This is a genomic window from Burkholderia sp. Ac-20365 (assembly GCF_017104715.1).
In the GTDB taxonomy this organism is placed as follows: domain Bacteria; phylum Pseudomonadota; class Gammaproteobacteria; order Burkholderiales; family Burkholderiaceae; genus Paraburkholderia.
On sequence record NZ_JAAGPI010000061.1, the window covers coordinates 1 to 18,114 of the forward strand.

The 18,114-nt window shown below is 63.7% G+C and carries 20 protein-coding genes, 1 pseudogene and 1 riboswitch; of the genes and pseudogenes, 10 read left to right on the forward strand and 11 right to left on the reverse strand.

All coding sequences use genetic code 11. The annotated features are described in order from the left end of the window. From G3O01_RS42380 to G3O01_RS42395, 4 genes and pseudogenes are all read right to left on the reverse strand, one after another. Positions 1 to 233 (reverse strand): annotated as a pseudogene (locus G3O01_RS42380) (multidrug transporter subunit MdtA); the annotation flags it as partial. A gap of 501 nt (positions 234 to 734) precedes the next feature. After that, complete coding sequence (locus G3O01_RS42385; RefSeq protein ID WP_205813447.1) at positions 735 to 1,571, reverse strand: IclR family transcriptional regulator; 837 nt, start codon at positions 1,569 to 1,571, stop codon at positions 735 to 737. Positions 1,572 to 2,061: 490 nt separating this feature from the next. Continuing rightward, positions 2,062 to 2,313 carry a hypothetical protein gene (locus tag G3O01_RS42390; protein WP_205813448.1) on the reverse strand — a complete coding sequence of 84 codons (252 nt, stop codon included), beginning with the start codon at positions 2,311 to 2,313 and terminating at the stop codon, positions 2,062 to 2,064. Positions 2,314 to 2,642: 329 nt separating this feature from the next. Continuing rightward, positions 2,643 to 3,110 carry a PRC-barrel domain-containing protein gene (locus G3O01_RS42395; protein ID WP_205813449.1) on the reverse strand — a complete coding sequence of 156 codons (468 nt, stop codon included), beginning with the start codon at positions 3,108 to 3,110 and terminating at the stop codon, positions 2,643 to 2,645. A 210-nt stretch (positions 3,111 to 3,320) separates the two neighbouring features. On the opposite strand from G3O01_RS42395, the gene G3O01_RS42400 reads away from it, so the two are divergent. The 3 genes from G3O01_RS42400 (at position 3,321) to G3O01_RS42410 (ending at position 5,919) form a co-directional block, all read left to right on the forward strand. Then, positions 3,321 to 4,166, forward strand: a complete 846-nt coding sequence (locus tag G3O01_RS42400) for a hypothetical protein (RefSeq protein WP_205813450.1) — start codon at positions 3,321 to 3,323, stop codon at positions 4,164 to 4,166. A 110-nt stretch (positions 4,167 to 4,276) separates the two neighbouring features. Beyond that, positions 4,277 to 5,161: a CHAD domain-containing protein gene (locus G3O01_RS42405; protein ID WP_205813451.1), complete on the forward strand. Its 885-nt coding sequence runs from the start codon at positions 4,277 to 4,279 to the stop codon at positions 5,159 to 5,161. Positions 5,162 to 5,259: 98 nt separating this feature from the next. Further along, positions 5,260 to 5,919 carry a hypothetical protein gene (locus tag G3O01_RS42410; RefSeq protein ID WP_205813452.1) on the forward strand — a complete coding sequence of 220 codons (660 nt, stop codon included), beginning with the start codon at positions 5,260 to 5,262 and terminating at the stop codon, positions 5,917 to 5,919. Between the two features lie 49 nt (positions 5,920 to 5,968). On the opposite strand, the gene G3O01_RS42415 is transcribed toward G3O01_RS42410, so the two are convergent. The 4 genes from G3O01_RS42415 to G3O01_RS42430 all read right to left on the reverse strand — a co-directional run bounded on the left by G3O01_RS42415 (position 5,969) and on the right by G3O01_RS42430 (position 8,547). After that, on the reverse strand, positions 5,969 to 6,235 hold the full coding sequence (locus tag G3O01_RS42415; RefSeq protein WP_205813453.1) for a hypothetical protein: 267 nt from the start codon (positions 6,233 to 6,235) through the stop codon (positions 5,969 to 5,971). A 12-nt stretch (positions 6,236 to 6,247) separates the two neighbouring features. Next, positions 6,248 to 6,499, reverse strand: coding sequence for a hypothetical protein (locus G3O01_RS42420; protein WP_205813454.1), 252 nt, complete (start codon positions 6,497 to 6,499; stop codon positions 6,248 to 6,250). A gap of 202 nt (positions 6,500 to 6,701) precedes the next feature. Next, positions 6,702 to 7,082 (reverse strand): fluoride efflux transporter CrcB, encoded by a 381-nt coding sequence (crcB, locus tag G3O01_RS42425; RefSeq protein ID WP_205813482.1) that lies wholly within the window; start codon positions 7,080 to 7,082, stop codon positions 6,702 to 6,704. Positions 7,083 to 7,157: 75 nt separating this feature from the next. Continuing rightward, a riboswitch (Fluoride riboswitch) is annotated at positions 7,158 to 7,218 on the reverse strand. A gap of 126 nt (positions 7,219 to 7,344) precedes the next feature. Continuing rightward, complete coding sequence (locus G3O01_RS42430; protein WP_205813455.1) at positions 7,345 to 8,547, reverse strand: ammonium transporter; 1,203 nt, start codon at positions 8,545 to 8,547, stop codon at positions 7,345 to 7,347. Positions 8,548 to 8,982: 435 nt separating this feature from the next. Between G3O01_RS42430 and G3O01_RS42435 the strand changes: the two genes are divergently transcribed. After that, entirely contained in the window at positions 8,983 to 10,638 is a 1,656-nt protein-coding gene (locus G3O01_RS42435; protein WP_205813456.1) for a sensor histidine kinase, read from the forward strand. Between the two features lie 22 nt (positions 10,639 to 10,660). Here the strand turns inward: G3O01_RS42435 and G3O01_RS42440 are convergent, their stop codons facing one another. Both G3O01_RS42440 and G3O01_RS42445 read right to left on the reverse strand, forming a co-directional pair. Beyond that, positions 10,661 to 10,984, reverse strand: a complete 324-nt coding sequence (locus G3O01_RS42440) for a hypothetical protein (RefSeq protein ID WP_205813457.1) — start codon at positions 10,982 to 10,984, stop codon at positions 10,661 to 10,663. A gap of 149 nt (positions 10,985 to 11,133) precedes the next feature. Beyond that, positions 11,134 to 11,715: a DJ-1/PfpI family protein gene (locus tag G3O01_RS42445; RefSeq protein WP_205813458.1), complete on the reverse strand. Its 582-nt coding sequence runs from the start codon at positions 11,713 to 11,715 to the stop codon at positions 11,134 to 11,136. Positions 11,716 to 11,935: 220 nt separating this feature from the next. On the opposite strand from G3O01_RS42445, the gene G3O01_RS42450 reads away from it, so the two are divergent. From G3O01_RS42450 to G3O01_RS42465, 4 genes are all read left to right on the forward strand, one after another. Beyond that, complete coding sequence (locus G3O01_RS42450) at positions 11,936 to 12,340, forward strand: hypothetical protein (RefSeq protein ID WP_205813483.1); 405 nt, start codon at positions 11,936 to 11,938, stop codon at positions 12,338 to 12,340. A 106-nt stretch (positions 12,341 to 12,446) separates the two neighbouring features. Further along, positions 12,447 to 12,905: an Rrf2 family transcriptional regulator gene (locus tag G3O01_RS42455; RefSeq protein ID WP_205813459.1), complete on the forward strand. Its 459-nt coding sequence runs from the start codon at positions 12,447 to 12,449 to the stop codon at positions 12,903 to 12,905. A 94-nt stretch (positions 12,906 to 12,999) separates the two neighbouring features. Next, entirely contained in the window at positions 13,000 to 13,647 is a 648-nt protein-coding gene (locus tag G3O01_RS42460) for an NAD(P)H-binding protein (protein WP_205813460.1), read from the forward strand. 182 nt (positions 13,648 to 13,829) lie between these two features. After that, positions 13,830 to 16,442 (forward strand): mechanosensitive ion channel family protein, encoded by a 2,613-nt coding sequence (locus G3O01_RS42465; RefSeq protein WP_205813461.1) that lies wholly within the window; start codon positions 13,830 to 13,832, stop codon positions 16,440 to 16,442. A 76-nt stretch (positions 16,443 to 16,518) separates the two neighbouring features. On the opposite strand, the gene G3O01_RS42470 is transcribed toward G3O01_RS42465, so the two are convergent. After that, positions 16,519 to 17,151: a cysteine dioxygenase family protein gene (locus G3O01_RS42470; RefSeq protein ID WP_205813462.1), complete on the reverse strand. Its 633-nt coding sequence runs from the start codon at positions 17,149 to 17,151 to the stop codon at positions 16,519 to 16,521. Positions 17,152 to 17,283: 132 nt separating this feature from the next. Here G3O01_RS42470 and G3O01_RS42480 point away from each other — a divergent pair, with 132 nt between their 5' ends. Together G3O01_RS42480 and G3O01_RS42485 are read left to right on the forward strand one after the other, a co-directional pair. Continuing rightward, entirely contained in the window at positions 17,284 to 17,766 is a 483-nt protein-coding gene (locus tag G3O01_RS42480) for an Lrp/AsnC family transcriptional regulator (protein ID WP_205813463.1), read from the forward strand. Positions 17,767 to 17,883: 117 nt separating this feature from the next. Then, positions 17,884 to 18,087 carry a hypothetical protein gene (locus tag G3O01_RS42485; RefSeq protein ID WP_205813464.1) on the forward strand — a complete coding sequence of 68 codons (204 nt, stop codon included), beginning with the start codon at positions 17,884 to 17,886 and terminating at the stop codon, positions 18,085 to 18,087. Positions 18,088 to 18,114 lie beyond the last annotated feature (27 nt).

Consider the following 18,114-nt stretch of genomic DNA (forward strand, 5'->3'; position numbering starts at 1 on the left):
CGGCCTGCCTGCGCGCCGCTTGCGGCCGCTGCAGCGCTGGCGCCTGCGGCATCGCGGTTCCACGGATGCCAGCGAACCAGCACGATGCCCGCAATCAGCACGACGGCGACGATCAGCGCGATCGTGCGGCCGCGATGCCGTTTGACTGCGCCGGGACCGGGGTCGCGTCCGGGAGGCGGGCTGGCGGGAGCGGCGTTGCGTGAAGAGTCAGGCTGCTTTTTTTGTTCGTCCATCGGCTCGATCTGGTGGCTGGCTTAATGATGCAAACGTGCGATGCGCGCGCGGCAAGTGTTTGCCGCGCGCCGCTTCCTGTTGATCGCGCACGCCTGCGCGATGCTAATTGATGCGTGATTCATCGAGATGACCGCGACGCTCCTGTAACGGGACCGTGACGGCGGCCGCGCTGGCGGCGAGGCGCGTTGTCGGCATGATTGACGGCTCCTCCCTGTTGGCCGTACTTGATGCCCGCCTGAAACTCGCCGGTGCGCTCCGCCACGCGGTCCACTGTCTGGCGCGCTGTCGGACCAGCCGCGCCGGCGGGGCGCGCGGGAGACGGTTGCGGTTCTCCCGGGCGCGCGGGAAAGCATGATGCTACGTCCCGGGCCGAGTTACAGTCCAGCGGCGTATTTTTCGGCGGATTACGACCGTTACACAGTTTTCCCGCGGTCGAAAGGCGTGTGTCAGGGAGATGTCGAAGGCTAAAACGTCGATGCGCGGCTGTGATCCGTTCACCCTCAGGCGTCGAGCCGGCGCCCCGGCGTGCCGCCGATCTCGTGGACGATCCTGTCGATCGTGTCGAGCAGGGCGGGCGCAGCCCGCGACACCAGCCAGTCGCGCGGGCACTGATGCGCGGAGCCGCCGCAGTTGACCGCGTAACGTTCGCCCGACGGGCCGATGAAGCCCGCCGCGATCGCGTTGAGCCCCTCGTGCCATTCGCCCGTCGCAATGGCGAAGCCTTGCGCCGTCGTCTCGCGCAGCGCCGCGTCGAGTCGGGCGCTGATATTGCCCCAGTCGTCGCCCGTTGCGGCCTGCAAGCCGGTCAGCAGGTTTTGCCGGTCCGAGTCCGCCAGCGCCGCCAGATAGGCGCGGCCGACGGCCGTGCGGCTCAGGTCCATCCGCGAGCCGACATCGAGGCGCGACACCAGTACGGCCGAGCGAGGCTTGATCGCGTCGATGACGACCATGTCGAGCCGGTCGCGCACAGCGAGGTGCACGGACAGCGACGTGCGTTCGGCCAGTTCGATCAGGAACGGCCGCGAGCGGGCGCGAATGTCGAAGTTGCGCAGAAAGCCATTACTCAACTCCAGCACGGACGAGGTGAGCACGAAGCGTTCGCTGTCCGGCAGGCGAAACAGAAAGCCGGCGCTCACGAGGGTCGCCGTGATCCGGGAGACGGTCGGTTTTGGAATGCCCGTCAGCTCGGTCAGTTCGCGATTGGATAGCGGGGCGTCGGCAGCCGCCACCCGCCGGAGTACCGTCAGGCCGCGCGCGAGCGCGGTGACCTCGTCGCCGGAACCGTCCTTTTCCTTGACGGAATCGGTGATGCCCGGACGCGTCGTTGACTGGTTCATGTGGTTTTTATGAAACGTTATTTCAATATTGTGGAATGCGCTCCGAGGAAGAGACTTCTTCGGCAGCGCCCCAGGCCCTCTCTCAGCAAGGCCTAAGTCCCTTTTTCCTACGATGATTCATTGTATAGGATTGTAATTTTTAGACGGTCAGCAGCTATTAAATTTTGCTTGACTTAGTCAGCATTACCATAAAAAATGGAACTATATTTCGAAAGCCTGCAGTAATCGCGCGCGTAATGACCGCAGCAGCGGCGCCGTCTTTCGAAAGGTTATCGCAGTACCGTCTCTCAGGTTCTAGCACGGCCCTCGGAATGGCTAGAACTTTTTGAAGGCGCCATGGAAACATGGCGCCTTTTTTTTGTGCCGGTTTTTTTCGTTTTATCGGCCGACGAGATTAACGGAATTAGCGCGAATCGTTGCTCAGTTCTGGCGCATGTGGCAGAAACGGGCAGTCGCGTGGCAAAGGGCGATGACGGTTACTGCGTGACGGTTACTGCGCCGAAATGGCCGACGCTCCGTTTTCGGACTGCCCGCCTGTGAACGCGTTCGGCTCGCTGCGCCAGACGTCGATCAGCGGAATCGTGGTCACCTTCGCGGCGACTTCATCCGACTCGGGCAGCAGTCCGGTAAGCGCGGCAATCCCGGTTCCGCATGCAGCGGCAAGAGCGAGCGCGGCGAGGGCAACGAGCATCGTCGTGCGGGGCGATTTCGATTCGGACGCATCCGGGTAGTGGCGCAGCATGTCAGTCTCCTGATTGATGCGGACATCAGGTGCAATGACTGTGCCGGGAGAGCGTCTTTTACCGCTCAGCCGCCTGTGGCGGGGCTTTCGCCATCTGCGCGCGTCGGAATACAGCGTTGGCGGTGCGTCGCGTGTTGGGTCCGTCCGAACAGGCGGTACAGACGTCGAGCCAATGTGCCGTTTCCAGACCAACGCTGCGGAACGAAAAGAAAAACGAGGCGAGCCGCCATACGGACGGCCGCCTCGTCATGCCGGGAAACATCGACGGTTCGGATCGACTACGCGACTACGTCAGGAACCGCCGCGCCCTCAATCCGCAAAGTCGGCGATCACAGCCCCCGGTCGCGCACGGCGACGGGATCGACCGATGTCGTCGTCCAGTACGGATCGCGGTTGTAGTACTGATGCATCTGCGTGCCCCATGTTTCGTCGGCCATCGACGGCCAGTGATCCTTGTCGAAACCTGGCTCATCCTTGATCCGCTGCGCGCTGATGTCGACGCGGAACACCTTTTCGTCGGTATCGAGCGTCAGCGCGCTCCATGGAATTGCGTGCAGATTGCTGCCCATGCCGAGGAAGCCACCCTCCGACAACACCGCATAGGCGACGCGTCCGCTACGCACGTCGAGCATGATGTCCGAGATCTTGCCGACGTGTTCGCCGTCCGCCGAGATCACCTTGTTGCCATCCAGCGTTGCCGCGGCCATCACTTCGGGCCCCGGACCTTCGCCCACGCCACCGCCAACGATGCCTGCGCCACCGCGTGCCGGTGTCATTTTCGGGTCAAGTGTGGTCATGATTTCCTCCTTTGGAAGTCCACGGGATGCATTGCGCATCCGGCGTGCCCGTGAAGTCGCGCGGCACGTTTTCGTTACCCGATGCAGGCATGCAAGTCCCGCTGCCCGTTGGCGTTATGCAGATGGCGTAGTTTTAGCTGTGCTGGGTGATCAGCGGGCGTCGATTGCGATCGGCGCGCGGCAATGCGAACCCCCGACGCGGGAGCGAACATGGATACCCTGAATCTCCGCCCATCCGATCTGGCAGCACGCCGGCAGCAAGCGCAGTCAACGCGCAAGACGGTCGAATATCTGTACGCGACGACCGCGCTCGGACTGCGCGTCGCGGGCGCCGATGCAACGGCGCACGATCCGTCGCTGCGCTGGTGCCTGCTCGAATACCGGATCGATGACGACGATGTCGGCCGCGAGTTGTCGCGTTACTTCTCGCTGAGCGCGCCGAAGGCGATCATCGAGGCGCGGCGTGCGCTCGAGGATGCGAAGGCCGTGCATCTGACCGACATCGTCACACTCGAACTCGATCTCGATGATGCGGAGCAGCGCTGGGCGAATGCATGCAGGCAAAAACTTCAAGCACTACGCGTCAAGCTGACAGACATGTGCGCGCGCATGGCGCCCGATGCGCGCGAAGTTGCATTGCCTGGGCGAGGCGTCGGTGAGACGGAGATCGTCGCGAACAGGCAGAAACTCGCGCCACACTATTTCATCTACCTCGCTTCCGGCGAAAACGCAGTGACCGATGATGCGCGCGTAGATCTTGCGAACGTTTCGCAGTTGTCACCGTCGCAGCAATTTCAGTTACGCGCGCGCAATTACATCGGCGGCTGGCTGCTGGAAGACGACATCGAAGTGGACGCCGCCGACGTCGCACTGCGCGGCTGGCCGTTACCCGCTTTCCGGCGCTGGATCCAGGGCGTCGCCGCGCTGCGCCGCAAGCCGCCGCGCGACGAGGGCACGGCCGTTCCGGGCGATTGCGTGATCGCGGCAGGGCAGGGCTTCTGTCTCGTGATGGATCTGCCGACGTTCATCGCCCGGCATCTGCCGCAGGACAAATAGACGCGGCGTGACGGAGCGCGATTTTGACGCGCTTAGTAAAGCGTATGATGTCGTTTGCATCGCTCGATGCATCGCAAGGCATCTTGTTGTCGCTCCCGATACGAGGCCCCATGAAACACGACGATCGCACGCACGACGTCGAAGCGTCTCGCGACGAGGCGCAGGCGGAATCGACGTTCTCCATGCTCGCAGCGCCGCTCGTCGATGAGGCGCTCTCGCACAACGCATGCATTCACGCCGACGCTACGCCCGAATCGCTGCATCAACTGCGCGTTGCGCTGCGGCGCCTGCGCTCGTTGTGGTGGGCGTACCGGCCGCTACTGGACAAACAGGAAAACACGCGGCAACGCGCGCTATACCGCTTTCTCGCCGATGCGGCGGGCAGAACACGCGACTGGGACATCCTGCTCGAACTGCTCGCTCAGGAGCAAGGCGAACCGGGCGACGGCAATGAAGCGCCTGCTTCGGACCACGTGTCCGCCTGCCTGCGCGACGCTCGCGAACGCACGCTTGCCGCAAGCCGCGAGACGCTCGTCAACGCGGACATTCGCAACGTGTTGCACAGCGCGCTTGCAAGCACATCGAAGGAATTGAACACGGCACCCGAAAGGCACCTGTTGCGCAGGTTCGCCGCAAAGCGCGTGCGTGTTGCCGAGAAGTCGCTGCGAAAACGGATGCGCAAGGCATCGCGCGCGAAACGTCCCGACTACGAGTTGCTTCACGACGTGCGCAAGGCGGGCAAGAAAGTTCGCTACCTGATCGAGTTCTTCGGTCCCGTGCTCGATGACGCGAGCCACGAGCAGGCGTTGAAGCGTCTCAAGAAACTGCAGCAGTGTTTCGGCGAACTCAACGACGCGACGGCGAGCGTTGCGTTGTTGCGCGAGAACGCGAATCTGTTCACCGGCGAGGCCGATGCGCACGCGGCGCTCGCGTATCTGAAGATGCGGCGCAAGGCATTACGGCGCGAGGCGGTGCAACTGTTGCGCGAGAGCTAGCGCGCGTTGCCGGATAGGCATCACGCGTCACGCGCGATGATGAGAAGTGTTGTGCTTGAAACCGTATATACTGTTTATACCGTTAACGAGGAATCGAGATGAGCACGCCACGAATCAAGGAACCGACCAAGAAGGCTTTCCACTTCCCCAAGAGCGCGAAGGAACCGGCTGACGAAGCGAAGAAGCCGTCCGCGAAAACTGCGCGGGCAGCATCGCATGCAAAGAAGGCTGCGGCCGTCGAGCAAACCACCGCGAGCACGCCGGACGCGGCAAGCGCGGCAAACGCGGCAAACGCGACGCCCAAGGCAGCCGCGCCCGCCCGCGCTGCAAAAACGGCGAAGAGCATCAAGACGGAAAAAGCCGCAAAGCCGGCAGGCAGCACGCGTGCCGCGTCGGACGCGAAGCCTGTGAAGCCGGCGAAGGCGGCAAAGGAAGCACCGAAGGAAGCGAAAGTCACGAAGGCCGCGAAAACGCCGAAGGCGGCAGCGGCACCTGCGGCCACTGAAGAGAAAAAGCCGCGCGTGAAGAAAGAGAAGGAGAAGGAAAAAGTCGTTCGCGACAGCTTCACGATGCCCAAGTCCGACTACGCGAAGATCGCCGAACTGAAGCAGCGTTGCCTCGACGCCGGCATCTCCGTGAAGAAGAGCGAACTGCTGCGCGCGGGACTGAATCTGCTTGCCGTTTCGCCGGCTAAACGGCTGATTGCGGCCGTGCAGGAGCTCGAAGCGGTGAAGACCGGACGTCCCGCGAAGTCGTAAGCCGGATACGGCGGCCGCGCGCGGCCGTTTCCTTCAGCGCGGCTCGCGTCTATCCATGGCGGCGCGGATAGCGTTCGGTGAATGCCGAATGCATGCGCTTGAGCAGCGCAATATACGGAAGCCCTTGCGCCGTCATCATCGTCGATGCGGCAAGGGCGTTCGTTTCATCCCACAGGCGCTCGAACTTGTCGTGCGCAATGGCGGGCGGAATGCCCGACATCATCAGATCCAGAAAGTCCTTTTCGATCTCGTCGGCGGAGCGGGGCGCGCGTGCTGTCGCGCTGGTTTGCTGGTCGCCGGACTGATGAGAGGACACGTCGGCAGCCCGCTAGTTCATCGATCTCAGGAAGCGCCAGCGCTGGTCCATGCTGTGCAGCAGCGCGATGTACGTAAATGCGGCGTCGCTGTTGTCGCACGACTGTGCGGCGTCGTTGACTTCATTCCATAGCGTCTCGAAACGCGCAGCCGCCTCGGGACGGCTGAGCGGCTGCGTGAGCAGTTCCGAAAACGCAAATGACAGTTCCTCCGCGCTGCGCCGCAGCGGATAGAGTGAACGTCGCGAAAGATATCTGTACTTCAATCGGTCCCCAACTGGCTTGCATTGTCTGTGCGCGAAACGGGCGCTGTGCGCATGAATAGTCTCCACGATGCCCGCCGCATATGACGTCGATGATACAGCCCCGCGACAGGTGCGCGGCACCGTCCAGCCATGATCTTTTGATGAACGGCAGGTGTCAGTCATCGTCGTGTAGCGGACGCGCGGCACGGCGCCGTGGTGCCGTTCAGCGCGTGACGAGGCTGACTGTCGCGATGCCGAGCACCGTCGCGATGACGGATGTCGTCACGTGAATCGCGATCTCGCCCGCGGCCCAGTTCAGGCGCCCTTGCTGCAGATGCTGGACGACTTCGGCGGAAAACGTGGAGAAGGTCGACAGGCCGCCCATCAGGCCCGTGATGATGAACAGGCGCCATTCGGGTGCGATCTGCGGATTGCGCCCGAAGTACGCGACGGCCACGCCGATGACATATCCGGCGATCACATTCGCGGCGAGCGTGCCGAGCGGCAACGCCGGAAAGAGTGCGTTCAGGCGCAGACCCAGAAACCAGCGACACAGCGAACCGAGTGCGCCGCCGATCCCGACGGCAAGAATGGACAGATACATGGGCAAGCCTGGAAGGCCGAATGTCGACGAATCGGGCTGCGGCGCTGCGTGATGCCGCAACGTCCGCAGGATCCGGGCGAAGCAGGCATCGTCAGCCACGAGGGCGGTCAAGGAGAATGCCGTCTCCGGGCGCACGCAAGTCTAGCATTGGCGCGAAGATCGGATGAAGGCCAGGCGGCCTGCTCGCCGTTCCGGGAGCGCGAGGTAAAGATGGCGCGACGCGCGTGCACTGATGCCCGATGCGCGCGCGGTCCTCAGGTCGTCAGCCTACCGTTTCGCGCTCCGGCGTCGAGGTGATCTTGTGGATCGACAGGTCGGCGCCGTTGTATTCGTTTTCCTGGTCGATGCGCAGGCCGACCGTCATGCGGATCGCGCCATAGACGATGGTGCCGCCGAGCGTCGAGAACACCACGCCGCCGACCGTGCCGATCACCTGCGCCGCAAACGACACGCCGCCCAGCCCGCCCAGCGCATGCTGGCCGAAGATGCCCGCCGCGATGCCGCCCCACGCGCCGCACAGGCCGTGCAGCGGCCACACGCCGAGCACGTCGTCGATACGCCAGCGGTTCTGCACGATCGTGAACATATAGACGAACAGTCCGCCCGCGATGGCGCCCGTCACCAGCGCGCCGAGCGGATGCATCACGTCCGAGCCGGCGCACACGGCGACCAGCCCCGCAAGCGGGCCGTTGTACGTGAAGCCGGGATCGTTGCGGCCCGCGAGCCACGCGGTGAGCGTGCCGCCGACCATGGCCATCAGCGAGTTGACGGCGACGAGGCCGCTGATCTTGTCGATGGTCTGCGCGCTCATCACGTTGAAGCCGAACCAGCCGACCGCCAGCACCCACGCGCCGAGCGCAAGGAACGGAATATTCGACGGCGGATGCGCGGCAATGCGTCCGTCGCGCGTATAGCGGCCGTGGCGCGCGCCGAGCAGCATCACGGCGGGCAGCGCCACCCAGCCGCCGAACGCGTGCACCACGACGGACCCGGCGAAATCGTGGAATGGCGCGCCGAGCGTCTGCGTGAGCCACGTCTGGATACCGAAGTGGTCGTTCCACGCAATCCCTTCGAAGAACGGGTAGATGAAGCCGACCAGCACGAAGGTCGCGAACAGTTGCGGGTTGAACTTCGATCGCTCGGCGATGCCGCCCGACACGATCGCGGGAATCGCGGCTGCGAAGGTCAACAGGAAGAAAAAGCGCACGAGCGCATAGCCGTTGTGCTGGGCCAGCGTCTCGGCGCTGCCGTAGAACTGGACGCCGTAGGCGATCGTGTAGCCGATGAAAAAGTAGGCAATCGTCGAGACCGAAAAGTCGACGAGGATCTTCACCAGCGCATTGACCTGGTTCTTCTTGCGGACCGTGCCCAGTTCGAGGAACGCAAAGCCCGCGTGCATCGCGAGCACCATCGCCGCGCCGAGCAGAAGGAAGAGGGTATCGGTGCCGGTTTTCAGACTGTCCATCCGTTGGAATCCTGCGATGCGCAAAAAGCGGGCATCGAATGCAAGAAGTGGGCCAAATGGAGGCGAGAACGCGTGTTGTCGGTGCGAAACTGCACTGGAATGGGCTGAGACGGCAGAGCGGCTTGGCCATCGTGGTCGCGATACACGGTAATTTCTTTGTTATCGGCACCGTTAAAGTGCATATGTTTTGTGTTGGGGCATACGGTTATCCCAAAATCGGGCGTATACCTATGATTTCCTTAATATTTGCCTACGTTTTTATAACGGACGGCAGACGCCTGCTAATTAAGGAAACGGACGCGGACGTGAGCCGCTCCCGGCTGCACCAGACTGGCGACGCGCCCGCGGCGCTGGCCTTTGTCATCGACCGCAATCGCCGACATAATGTGCCGTCCCCGGCGCGCCCCGTCGGCTTCCGACTCTCCCGGCTCGCGCATGAGACTGACGACCAAAGGCCTGCTGCTGATTGCAATACCCGCCGTGTTCGAACTGGCGTTGCTGTCGGGGTTGATGAAGGCGCAGTCCGATGCCGAGCAGGCCGAGCAGTGGAGTCTGCATAGCGAAGACGTGCTGCGCCAGACGGCGAGCATTCTCGCGCCGGTGCTGCTCGAATCGGTGCGGCTTCGCGGCACTGTCGTCAGTGGCACGCGCGATACGTCGACGCCCGTCATGTTCTGGATGGACGTCGACCGGCGCATCGACCGGCTCGCCGAACTGGTCGCCGACAATCCCACTCAGGTCGAGCGCGCCGCACAGATTCGCCAGTCGGTGCAGGCGTACCGGCAATGGTCGGACCGCGTGCAGGATCTGGTGCGCTCGGGGCGCCGGCGCGACGTGCTGCAGCGCTTTCGCGACCTGGCCGCCACCGATGTGCTCGACGCCTTCCGCGCGCAGATCGCGGCCTTCCAGGCAGAAGAGCGGCGGCTCGATTCGGTGCGGTCGGCCGAAGCCGCGGCGGCGCGGGAGCGGCAGCAATCGCTGATCGTCGCGGCTGTCGTCGGCTCGCTGGTGTTCGTCGCCATCGCGTTCTGGATCTTCGCGCGCGGCGTGCGCGGCCGGCTTGCGCTGCTGTCGGACAATGCCAGCCGGCTCGCCAGCAACGAGCCGCTTGCGCCTCTCACGGCGGGCAACGATGAAATTGCACGGCTCGATCTGACGCTGCATATGACGAGCCGGCGGCTGCTCGAAGCGGAGCGGCAGCAGGCGCGCTTCCAGTCCGATCTGGGCCGTCATGCCGCCGAACTCGCACAGACCAACGAAACGCTGCGCCAGCAGACCCAGGAAAACGAGACATTCATCTACAGCGTGTCGCACGATCTGCGCGCGCCTTTGGTGAATCTGCAAGGCTTTTCCAAAGAGCTGATCCATGCCTGCGACGATCTGCGCGAAGGCGTGCGCGAGTCGTCGCTGACGCCGCAGCAGCGCGAGCGCGTGGAGCAGCTGATCGATGGGGATATCAGCGAGGCGCTGCATTTCCTGCAGACGGCCGTGCTGCGCGCATCGCACATCATCGACGCGCTTCTGCGGCTGTCGCGCGTCGGGCGGGTCGAATACCGGCGTCAGCAGGTGGAGGTGCGCGACATCGTGCAGCGCGTGATCGACGCGATGCAGGCGACGATTCGCGACCGACGCGCGCGCGTGATCGTGCAGCCGCTGCCGCCCGTGTGGGGCGATCCGACCGCGCTCGAGCAGATCTTTGCGAATCTCGTCGGCAACGCGATCAACTATCTGAGCCCGCATCGTACGGGCATCGTCGAGATAGGCACGGCGCCGGCGCCGCCTGGCGTGCAGACGCTGCGCATTTTCTATGTGAAGGACAACGGGTTGGGGATTCCCGCCGTCGCGATGCCGCGTCTCTTTAGCGCGTTCCAGCGGTTGCACGGCAATGTGGCCGCGGGCGAGGGCATCGGGCTGGCGCTGGTGCGCCGGATGGTCGAGCGGCACGGCGGGCGCGTGTGGGCCGAATCGACGGAAGATGTGGGGACGACGTTTTATCTGTCGCTGCCGGACGCCGCGGCGCCGTCGCGTGTCGACGAACCGGAAACCGAGGCATCCGCTGATGGACACGCGTTGGGTGCCGACGCGCGCTAGCGCGCGACATGCAGCGCAACGCTCAGGGCGCGGAAAACAGCCGGCGTGGCTTGAGCAACTGGCGGCCGCGGATCGACCAGTAACAACTGGCGGCGATCAGCAGGAGCGCGCCTGCAAGAATGGCACTGGGCGACAAATGAAGTGAGCGCGAGTCCAGCGCGAACAGTCCGTGAACAACGATGAAAAGGGCGGTCCAGCACGACAGCACGGCTTGAGCGAGCAAACGCGTGCCGGTGAAGCGCCGCGCGCGGTTTTCGATCGACCAGTTGGCCGGCGCGCGCGAGCAGAAAAACGTCAGCGAGATCAGTGCGACAGCGAGAATGATCACCCAGTTTGTGAGGTCCATGGCAGTGCCTTCCAAAGTCAACCCGCGACTCTAGAAGGCCGTATTTGCCGTGAAAATCAGAGAAGTCTCAAACAGGACAGACTGCACGCGTGCGTGTCTGACAGAAAGGCCGGACGACTGTCCGGCCCTTGACGCTAATCAGATTCAAATCAGAGTTCGATGCGTGTGCCGAGCACTACGAGGAACTGTCGAAGCCATTCGGGATGCGCGGGCCACGCGGGCGCCGTGACGAAATTCGCGTCGGTGACGGCGGCATCGACGGGAATGTCCGCGTAGTCGCCGCCTGCCAGTTTCACTTCGGGCGCGCATGCCGGATACGCGGAAATGCGTTTGCCGCGTATCACGTCGGCGGCGGCGAGCAGTTGCGCCGCGTGGCAGATCGCGGCGATCGGTTTGTTGCTCTCGGCGAACTGGCGCACCACGTCGATGACTTTCGTGTTCAGACGCAGATACTCCGGCGCGCGTCCGCCCGCAATGGCGAGCGCGTCGTATTGCGACGGATCGATGTCGTCGAAGCTCGCATTCAGCGTGAACTGGTGGCCGGGCTTTTCGGTGTAGGTCTGGTCGCCTTCGAAATCGTGGATGGCCGTCTTGATGCGCTCGCCGGCGCGCTTGCCGGGGCAGACGGCATCGACGATATGGCCGACTGCCTGCAGCGCCTGGAACGGCACCATCGTTTCGTAATCCTCGGCGAAGTCGCCCGTCAGAAACAGAATCTTCTTTGCTGCCATCGCATGCCTCCAGTGGTTGAGGGAATACGTCGAACGTCGGTCAGTCTACTTCAGGATTGTTGACAGCATGACGAACGGTGCGCGCACGCGGGCGGCCGCTTGCGCGCAACAGCGTATGATTGAGGCGTTTTCGCACGACGAAGCCGCTTGATGCGGCTCAAATACAAGCATGAAACCTATCTCACGCCATCCGCTCATCCGTACGACGGCCTTCGCTGCCATGCTGCTCGCGGGCCTCGCTGCCTGCCAGAAGAACGATGCATCGGCGGGTCAGACGAAGCTCGACGATCTCTCCCAGCAAGCCGGCCAGAAGCTCGATCAGGCAGCGAGCTACGTCGGCCAGCAGGTCGACGCCGCGAAGACGACGGCGCAGCAGAATCTGGACGCGGCCGCATCGGCCCCGTCGATCAATATCGATCCGAATGCGCTTGCTTCGCAGGCGCGCGCCAATCTGGACAACGCCGCGAGCGCAACCAACGCCGCCGTCAACAAGGCGATGAGTTCGACGGGCACGGGGCTCGAAACGGCTGGGCGCAAGCTGCAGCAATGGTCGAGCGATGCATCGGCGAATAACCAGTCCGCGCCTTCCGAAGCAAGCGACGCACAGAAGCAGATGGACAAATAAGCACTCGCTTGACCAATGCGTTATCTGTAACTATAGTGATTACACTTCGTCGCTGGCTGGGGCGTGGTGTTTTGTGCGCCTCATGCGCATCGGGTGATTTTTCGTTGTGAATACGAGTAGCCGATTTGCCTTCGCGGTTCATGTGCTCGCCTTGCTGTCTTTGCAGGAGGGCGTGCCGCTGTCGTCGGACATGATCGCGGGAAGCGTGAATACGAATCCCGTGCTGATCCGGCGACTGCTCGCGATGCTCGCAGAAGCGGGGCTGACCACGTCGCAACTGGGCGCGGGCGGCGGCGCGCTGCTGGCGCGCGAGCCACAGGACATCACGTTGCTTGACGTCTATCGCGCGGTCGACGATGCGCAGCTGTTCGCAATGCACCGCGAAACGCCGAATCCTGCCTGCATGGTTGGGCGCAACATCCAGACCGTGCTGACAGGCATCATCGGCGATGCGCAACAGGCGCTCGAAGCGTCGCTGGCGTCGCGCACGCTGGCCGACGCGACGGCCGACGTCGTACGTGCGGAACGTGCGCGCGAACGCAAGCGCAAGGCAGCGGACGGTTGATCGCGGTCGAAAGCGGAAGTACGGGGCTCGCCCCGTTTTTTATTAATCAAATATGTAATCAACATAGTTACATTTTAGCGGAAGGAATACTGACATGAGCAAGACACTGAAGATCGCGCTGTTCGGCGCAACGGGCATGATCGGTTCGCGCATCGCGGCGGAAGCGGCGCGCCGCGGGCATCAGGTGACGGCTTTCTCGCGTAACCCCGAACGCGTTCCCACCGGTATTCCGAATCTGAAAGCCGTGCAGGCTGAAGTCACGGACGCCGCGAGCGTCGCGGCAGGCGCGCGCGGACACGACGTGGTCGCAAGCGCATACGCGCCGCCGATGGACAATGTGACCCTGATCGACAAGGCGACCCGCGCGCTGGTAGAAGGCACGCGCGTGGCGGGCGTCAAACGTCTGGTGGTGGTGGGCGGCGCGGGCTCGCTCGAAGTCGCGCCCGGCAAGCAGCTGGTCGACGCGGAAGGCTTCCCGGAAGCCTACAAGGCGATCGCGCTCGCGCACCGCGACGTGCTGCCCATTCTTCGCGCCGCATCCGATCTCGACTGGACCTTCTTCGCGCCGGCCGCGCTGATCGCGCCGGGCGAGCGCAAGGGCACCTTCCGCACGGGCGCGAACGCGCTGATCGCCGACGCGCAGGGCAACAGCAGCATTTCGGCGGAAGATTACGCGATCGCTTTCGTCGACGAGCTGGAGCAGGGCCGTTTCGTTCATCAGCTCGCGACGGTCGCCTACTAAACGCCTCGAAAGGTCGCGCCGCGCGGTGTATCCGCCGCATGGCGCGCCTGAGCGACTGACCCGCTGCCGTGCAAGTGCACTAACATTCGGTTACGCATCCGGGCGTTTTATCTCGACGACACCCGCTAAACTTGGCGTCTCCCGTTCCCATGCAAGATGCTTGCATCAAGTCACGGATTGCCATGAAGTCATGCCTTGCGCGGCGTGAATCGCGGGCTGCGCCGTTATCCGGCGGGCTTCAGGCGATTGACGCCGTTTTTCGCGTTTGTTTTCACATTTTTTCGCAGGCCGGAACATTGCGCCGGACGCGTGCGTTCGCGTACGCGCTTTGCATGTGCTTCGCGTTCGCGCTTGCCTGTCTGGGCCTGCCGGGTAGCGCCCATGCCGCGGGCGCGCCGACAGGCGCGCCAATGATTCCCGCGCTGCAAAGCCTGATCAACAGTGCGACGGTGTCGACGGCGACGCCCGCTGCCGCGTCGGGCGCATCGGCGGCGGATGCGGCGTCCGCGCCGTCGCCCGCGAGCCAGGCCGAGCTGGAAAAATCGCTCGACAGCGTGATTACGACACTCGATAACGACCACCAGCGCACCGCGCTCGTCTCGCAGTTGAAGAAACTGCGCGACGCCACCAAAACTGTCGGGCCGCCTGTGTCCGCGTCGTCCACCGCGGTACAGAGCGCGGGATTGCTCGGCGCCATTGCCGCCGGCATTGCATCGTTCGAAACCGACGTACAGCAAGGCCGTTCGCCGCTCAATTACTGGTCTGGCCGCTTCAACGCGGCGGGCAACGAAATCTATACGATCGTCACGAGCCAGGGACGCGAACACTTTGGCCGTGTGCTGCTGAACATGATTGCCGTGCTGGCCGGGTGGGGCGCGTGTGCGGCCGCGCTCATCTATCTGCAGCGCAGGATCTACGCGCGCTTTGGCATCGTCGTGCGGCTCGATCCGAATCCGACCACGCGCGAGTTGCTGATCTTCGCGCTGCGCCGCGTCGGACCATGGATCGTCGCCTTTGTCGCCGCGCTGATGTTCGTGCGTTCGATGCCCGATTCGCTCGGTCGCACGATCGCGATGGTGATCGCGTACGCGATCGTCGCGGGCGCGGTGTTCTCGGCGATCTGCCTGATCATGTTTTCGCTGTTCGGATCGGGCCACCGGCGGGCCGCCGTGCGCGCGCTGATCGAACAGGCGCGCCGGCCGCTCTTCGCGATCGGCATTGCCAGCGCACTCGGCGATGCCGCCACCAACTATGACGTCGCGCACGAACTCGGCACGAACCTCGCCGCGCTGGTGTCGACGGTGTCGAACATGACGGCGGCCGTGCTGACCGCGTATTTCGCGCTCGCGTTCCGCCGTCCTGTCGCGCATCTGATCCGCAACCGCGCGTACGAGCAGCGTCACGATCACAAGGCCGCGACGGACGCGTTCGAAGTGCTTGCGTCGCTCTGGCACGTGCCGATGCTGGTGCTGGCCACGGCGTCGGTCATCGCGACGATCGGCGGGATTGGCAGCGGTGAGAACGTGTTGCAGATTTCGGTCGTGACGGCGCTGTTGCTGGTGCTGGCGTTCTTCCTGTCGGCCGTCGTGCTGCGCGTGACGCGGCCGCGCAATGTGCGCCGCCGGCGTCGTTCTCCGTATCTGACGCGGCTGTTGCGCTTTGTCGGTACGCTGATGACGCTGTTCATCTGGCTCGCGTACTTCGAATTCGCGTCGCGCCTGTGGGACGTGTCGCTGGCGGAAATCGTCGAAGAGAGCGTCACGGCGCGCGGTATCGCGCATGCGCTGACGGCGATCCTGATCACGGTGTTCGTGTCATGGCTCGTCTGGATATTGATCGACACGGCGATCCAGGAAGCCGTCAATCCGAGCAGCCCGCGCAACAAGTCGAAGAACCCGAGCATGCGCGCGCGCACGATGCTGCCGCTCGTGCGCAACGTGATGATGGTGTCCATCCTGACGATCGCCGGCATCGTCACGGCGGCGAATCTCGGTATCAACGTGACGCCGCTGCTGGCGGGCGCGGGTGTGATCGGTCTGGCAATCGGCTTTGGCGCGCAGTCGCTGGTAAGCGATCTGATCACGGGCCTGTTCATCATCATCGAGGACACGATCTCGGTGGGCGACTGGATCGATGTCGACGGCGGGCACGCGGGCACGGTCGAATATCTGTCGATCCGCACCGTGCGGCTGCGCGACGGGCAGGGCGCGATCCACGCCATTCCGTTCTCGCAGATCAAGATCGTGAAGAACCTGTCGCGCGATTTCGCGTATGCGGTGTTCGAGGTGCGCGTGCCGTTTTCCGCCGATGTCGACGAAGTGACACAACTGATCCGCGCGGTCGGCGCGGACCTGATGGCCGATTTCCGTTACCGGCGCGAGATGCTCGGTCCCGTTGAAGTATGGGGTTTGGACCGTTTCGATCCGAACTGGATGGTCGTCAAAGGGCAGATCAAGACGCGGCCGCTGCAGCAATGGAGCGTGGCGCGCGCATTCAATCTGCGCCTGAAGCGCAAGATGGACGAAGCGGGCATCGAGATTCCCGTGCCGCAGATGCGCGTGCATACGTCGCGCGGCGACGAAGTGGGCGAGGCACTGGACGAAGACGTCGCGCAGCACCAGGACCCGATGCGCGACTCCGCGACGGGCACGACTACGCCGTTCAGACCGAAGACAGGCGGGATGCCGCCCGCGCGCGATGTGTCGCACGAGCCGCGACCGGCGCCGCCATCGACGGGACAAACGGCTTCCGTTCCGCCGCAGATTCCGACTGCGGGCGATGGCGGGAAGACTTAAGCCAGTGTTGTGAAAAAGAAAGGCGTCACGCGAACATGCGTGACGCCTTTTGTTTGATGCGTGCTGCGAAGGACGTTCAGGCCGGAATGGCTTGCGAACTGTCGGCCACACGCAGGATGTCGTTCACATGCGTCGAGATCTGTTCGCCAGGCACGCCGTAGATGTGCAGCGAGACGGCCACGCCATCGCTGCGGTTGCACAGCCGATGAATGCCCGTGCGACCCGAACGTGTAAACGATACCGCGCCCAGTTCGCGTGACTGGTCGCGCAACGGCGTTGCGCAGTCGACGTCGGCATTCCAGTCGTAGACGGTCTCGGTCAATGCGCCTTCGATCACGGCATAGCCGCACCACGTGTGATGCGCGTGAACGGGACTGGCCTGCCCGGGCATCCAGACGAGCGCGGCGATCGCGTAGCGGCCGTGTGGATCGGCGGCAAGCAGATGGCGGCGGTAGCAGCTTGCCGCGCCTTCCCGTTGCGCATCGGTGAGCAGCGCGGGGTCGGCGGCGGCAACAGCCAGCGCGGCGCGCACGCCGCGTGCGAACGATGCGTGGCGCGACGGATCATCGGTGCCGGCGCAGGCGTCGAAGGCGACGTCGAGCGCCGCGCAAAGCCGGGCGACGGCGCTCGCCGCGGGCATGGCGCAGGCGATGGAAGCGGTGTCGGCCAGTGTCGGTTCGCGTGTGATAAGGCCGGTTGACGGGTTCATGAAGGGCTCCGCGGGCGTTATTTTTTGAGAGGAAGACTGCCCTCATTTATACCGATTTGCGCGGAGAAAGAGTTTTCATATAATTCCCTCGTCTCGACGAGAAATAGAATAATTTTCTATCTGGGTGGAAAGATGGGAATGGACATCATTGACCGGCGGCTGCTGGAACTCCTTCAGGAAGACGCGACGATGCCGATAGCGGAACTCGCGGCCCGGGTGAACCTGTCGCAGACGCCGTGCTGGAAGCGGGTGCAGCGGCTCAAGGAGGCGGGCGTGATCCGCGCGCAGGTCGCACTGTGCGATCCGCGCAAGCTGGGCGTCGGCACGACGGTATTCGTCGCCGTGCGCACAAACCAGCACACGGAAGCATGGGCGCAGGATTTCACGCGCGCGGTGCAGGACATTCCTGAAGTGGTCGAGGTCTACCGGATGAGTGGCGAGACCGACTATCTGCTGCGCGTAGTCGTCTCCGATATCGACGACTACGACCGTGTCTACAAGCAGCTGATTCGCGCCGTGCCGCTTTACGACGTCAGCTCCAGTTTCGCGATGGAGCAGATCAAGTATTCGACGGCATTGCCGGTGCGGGCCGCCGTGGTGGCTGAAAGCCGCTGAGTGACGTGGCGTCATCGTTCTGCGTGGGCAGGGGGCGCCGGACTGCAAGCCGCGCGCAAGGTGCGTCGGCGTAGAATGCCCGCTCCGCCGAATCAACCTGCCAGCAGAGCCTGACTCATGAACGATCCGCGCAAAAAGAACCCGACGCTTGGCATCGCAGTGTTTATCGTCGTTGTCGTGTTGCTGGTCATCGCGACGATTCTCTATAACGCGATCAGCGAAAAGCGCGAATACGATCGCGACAATGCGCCCGATACGACGGCGTCCGCGGCATCGGCAGCGGCTGCCGCCGTGAACGCCGCTAAGGGCGCGTCGCAATAAGCCTTGAAAGAAGCCATGGAATAAGCG